We start from the raw sequence: 4,401 nt of genomic DNA, 5'->3' as shown, positions 1-4,401 counted from the left end.
CTGCGACGGCAAAACCTATGGCTGCTTTCGTCCGCATGTCATCTACAATAAAAAAACAAAACGCTATGTGCTATGGATCAACGTTTATGACAACCGTGTAGGCTACCGGGTATTTACAAGTAAAACCCCGGCTGGCCCTTTCACTGAAGTTAAAGAACCAATCCTGGCTGTGAACAGCAAAATGCCGGTAGCTGGCCTAAACAACGGCGACCATGATACTTTTGTTGATGATGACGGCACAGCTTACTTGGCTTATACCGACTGGCGTACCAAAGGAAGTATCGTGATTGAAAAACTCAGCGCCGACTATTTAACCGGTGCCGGACAATATATAAAATCAGTTACCAATGGTAATACCGAGGCCCCTGCCCTGTTCAAGCGCAAAGGCAAATATTATCTCATTTATTCCGACCCTAATTGTGGGTATTGTTCTGGCACAGGAGCATCTTACCGTATGGCATTGTCGCCATTAGGGCCATGGTCGGAAGGGATAAAAATCAGTGATAACTCCTGCGGAGGGCAGCCGTCGTTTGTATCAACTATTAAACTGAACTCAGAAACTATTTTCCTTTTTGGCAGTGATTTGTGGAATAACGCTGCAAAAAATGAAGCACTTGCCAACTTTTATTGGGCTCCGTTAACCTTTGCTGCCGATGGCTCTATCAATCCAATGAAATGCGAGCAAACAGCAAGCTTTACCAAAAGCTCCACTCCTAATAGACCGGCCGAAGATTTTACAACAGGCTGCGATATCGGTAAAAATACACAGCACCTACAAACTTTTACCGCGGCAAAAAGCGGCACTTTAACCAGGATCAGCTTCGCCACTTTTCAAACCGGTTATCCAGATGCGGGCTTGTCTGTCGAAGTGTTTGAGCTTGGCAATGCTGGGCAACCTGCAGGCAAAGCTTTGGCTTCTGTTACTTTGCCTGTTGATTCCATTTCATGGTCGGCAAGGAACGCCTTTGTAAATCCAAACATGCCTGTAACCGCTGGCAAGCGATATGCAGTTGTCATTAAATCGGCCACTACAAAGGGCTGTTTTGGTTTTGCTTATCGCGTTATTTTAACCGATCCAAATAATGTATCATCGATAAGCAATGACGGCGGGGCAAATTTTTCGGCAGAGAGAAACAGGGTGCTTAAACTCGAGGTTACTGTGCGGTAGAAACGAGTGTTGAAATAATGAATAAAAAAGTGAAGAATTTTGCGATTCCCTCCCCTGGGAGTGTAGGGAGGGGTTCGTCGATATCCCCATTCGTTTCCCATGGCGTACAAACCCCTCCCTGCCAACACACTTTTCAGCCGCACCCCTCCCGAGGGAGGGAATTGTTTAACTTATAGTTGCTTATCTTTTCATATAAACTATCAACGAAGCCTTAGCCAATAATTGCTTGCCCAGTAAATAGCCTGTTAATGCAGCGGTTGAGGCCTGCGTTGTGCCCAGCTTAGCTGTTTTTAAAGCATATACGGTAATGAGGTAACGGTGATCGCCCTCGCCAACGCCGGGGCATGGGCCCTGGTATCCGAAAACGCCCACATCGTTAATGCTTTGCAGGCTTCCTTGTGGGGCAATAGTGCTTTTAACATCACCGGCCCCTTGTTTTAGCTCATGAATATTTGCAGGTATATCCACAATAACCCAATGCCAAAAGCCGCTACCCGTTGGCGCATCCGGATCATACATGGTAACCGCGAAGCTTTGGGTACCCTCGGGCGCGTTGACCCAGCTTAGTTGCGGCGACTTATTACCGCCACTGCAACCAAAATTACCGGCAACAAATTCATTGCTGAACTGCCCGCCAAGATCTGCGCTTTTTAAGGTAAACGTTTGGGAACATGCAGCCTTAACTATCAAAAGGCTGATAAATAAAGAGAAAATCGTTTTCATCATAAACAATATTTAATTACACCACAAAGTTGGCTTTGCGCGCGATCATACTGTTATTGCAAACCGTTCAAATAGTATTGCAGGCGGCTCAAACTGCAATCTGCTGGCCGTAAGCCGCCGGGGTTACGCCGAACCTTTTCTTAAAAGCGGTATTAAAATTTGACAGGTTTTCATAGCCGTAAGTGTTATAAAGTTCACTCGCTTTCCGGCCTTTCTTCAGTTCGGTACAGGCCGATTCCAGTTTCCTGTCGCGGATATATTTTTGCGGGGGATAAGCCGTAAGCTTTCTCAAAATCGCGTTTAAATGACGACAGGCTGCGATTGGCCAAAAATGCCAGTTCATCAAGCGTAAGATTATTGAACAGATTATTTTCAACCAGTTTTTGCAGTGATAAACCAGTTGCATTTTGCCCTTCGCCAAACAAAGCAATCAACTGTGCCGGATATAGTTCATAAATGATGAGCAGCAATTCTTCCAGTTTATGAAGTGCTACCGGATATGAAAGTTGTTGCCCCGAATCAACCAAAGCTCTAACTCCCCGTAGATATTCATTAAGATATACTGTGTTTGAAAAGAGCACGTAAGGCGGTACGTCTGCCAATCTATTTTTTGTGGCGATGGCATGTTTTGAAAAAAAATCGGCTATCAACCTTTGCGGAAAAAAAACGATAAAGCTGCTGTATAATTCATCTCTTGAAGTCCCCTTTACCACATGCTCAGCAATCAGGGTGTTACCTTCGGGAATAAGCAAGCCCTGGCCGGGCCTAATGATGGTACAATCGGCATGACGGTAAAGTTCCTTTTGTCCGTTGAGTACAAAACTAATAGCACATTGGCTAAAAATCACCTGGTTTTTGAACAGGTCGCCCCGCTCCCGGTAGTATACAAAAGAGATCTCGCCCGCCTTAATCTGCGGTTTATCTTTAACTGCTTCGGGTACTGTTATAGCTTCCATTTGATGATTGTTAGGGGTAAAACCAATAGGTGTTCGGAAGATGAAGATCGGCTAAAATGCTGGTTAAAAAAGCCATGTCATTGCGAGGAGCGGCATGGACAAAAGCACTTGGGCGACGCGGCAATCCCGTAGCTATACAGGGCGAACATGCATTGGCTACGAGATTGCCGCGCTACGCTCGCAATGACATATTTTTTTAAATTAAAATAGAGATGATTTCATTTTCCAAACACCTATGGGGTAAAACTAACAATTATCAAATAAAAAAAGCGGAACGGCCAATCGCCGGTTCCGCTTAAACTGTAACAAAAACTATCTTTTACTTAACGCCGTTTGCTGCATCGATAATTACTTTGGCAACTGCTTCAGGCTGTGAAATGAAGATCACGTGGCTGCCTTTCACTTCGGTTATTTTAGCACCTGCACGTTTGTACATGGTACGCTCAACATCGGGCACAATGCTTTTGTCTTCGGTAGCCACTATGCCATAGCTTGGTTTGGTTTTCCAGGCGGCTTCGGTAATAGGGGTTACAAAACATTGAACCGAGGTTGGCCCTTGAGATGCAAACATAAAGTCGGCTTCAGACTTACTCAAATCACCGGCAAAACCACCATGAAATTTAGCTTTATCATAGTAAACAAAACCTTTATCATCCGGTGGAAGGATCCCATTCTCAGGAGCCGGAGGGGCCGACTGCACCCATTTTATGGTATTTTCGCCTTTATCGGGCGCAAAAGCGGCGATGTAAACCAGTGCTACTACTTTTGAATTATTCCCGGCTTCGGTAATTACCGTACCGCCATAAGAGTGGCCAACCAAAACTGTTGGGCCATCCTGCTTGTCCAGGATCCGGTTAGCTGCATCAACATCGTCTTTAAGTGAGGTTAATGGATTTTGAACCACCGTAACATTGTAACCTTTTTTTGTAAGGATCTCATATACGGCCTTAAAGCCCGAACCATCGGCAAAAGCGCCATGTACCAATATAATGTTTTTGACGGGTGTACCCTGAGCGCTTGCATTGGGAGTAAAGGCAAATAAGCTGGTTGATAAAATAACTGCTGCAACTAAATATCTATTCAGGCAGGCTTTCAGTGATTTGGTGTTCATTGGTTTTCTGAGTTTACGTTTCATAAATAATGCTGTTGACAGCTCTATTCCAAAGCCCGTTCCAAAAACACAACAAACTAAATATCAGATATATAAATAAAAAAAGCCAATCACAATTAACGATATATCGAATTTATGTCGTGACTCTATCCGTATATCATAACCCACCTTATTCCTTTGCCATCGCCACAATATCCTTTCCGTCGAGGATCCAGCGGCCGGTACCGCGGTTCACCGTATTGATCATGGCTTTGCCAACTTCTTCCAGTGTGATAAAACCCTTAGGGTAAATAAGGCGACCGATGGGGTACATCCAACTGATGTATTTATAAAACGAAAGTGTATTTTTTGCCCCCTTAAAACTTTTCATAAATCCAGGCCTGAAGTTAAATACTTGCTTAAAGGGCAATTTCATGAGGTCATTTTCGGTTTTGCCTTTTACA

General features: G+C 44.3%; 5 protein-coding genes and 1 pseudogene. 1 reads left to right on the top strand and 5 read right to left on the bottom strand.

What is annotated here, in order from left to right; all coding sequences use genetic code 11:
* Positions 1–1,168 (top strand): family 43 glycosylhydrolase (locus VF500_RS27020; RefSeq protein ID WP_330862645.1); only part of this gene is annotated, 1,168 nt, incomplete at its 5' end.
* A gap of 180 nt (positions 1,169–1,348) precedes the next feature.
* On the opposite strand, the gene VF500_RS27015 is transcribed toward VF500_RS27020, so the two are convergent.
* The 5 genes and pseudogenes from VF500_RS27015 to VF500_RS27000 form a co-directional block, all read right to left on the bottom strand.
* Positions 1,349–1,894 carry a YbhB/YbcL family Raf kinase inhibitor-like protein gene (locus VF500_RS27015; protein ID WP_330862644.1) on the bottom strand — a complete coding sequence of 182 codons (546 nt, stop codon included), beginning with the start codon at positions 1,892–1,894 and terminating at the stop codon, positions 1,349–1,351.
* Between the two features lie 85 nt (positions 1,895–1,979).
* Positions 1,980–2,183, bottom strand: coding sequence for a helix-turn-helix domain-containing protein (locus VF500_RS31845; RefSeq protein ID WP_414688596.1), 204 nt, complete (start codon positions 2,181–2,183; stop codon positions 1,980–1,982).
* Entirely contained in the window at positions 2,086–2,847 is a 762-nt protein-coding gene (locus VF500_RS27010; RefSeq protein ID WP_330862643.1) for a hypothetical protein, read from the bottom strand. The genes VF500_RS31845 and VF500_RS27010 overlap by 98 nt, the downstream gene beginning before the upstream one ends.
* A 319-nt stretch (positions 2,848–3,166) precedes the next feature.
* Positions 3,167–3,958, bottom strand: coding sequence for an alpha/beta hydrolase (locus VF500_RS27005; protein ID WP_330862642.1), 792 nt, complete (start codon positions 3,956–3,958; stop codon positions 3,167–3,169).
* A 169-nt stretch (positions 3,959–4,127) separates the two neighbouring features.
* Positions 4,128–4,401: pseudogene (locus VF500_RS27000) on the bottom strand (epimerase); the annotation flags it as partial.

It is taken from the genome of Mucilaginibacter sp., from assembly GCF_036383575.1.
GTDB lineage: Bacteria > Bacteroidota > Bacteroidia > Sphingobacteriales > Sphingobacteriaceae > Mucilaginibacter.
This window is presented reverse-complemented; position numbering and strand designations above follow the sequence as displayed.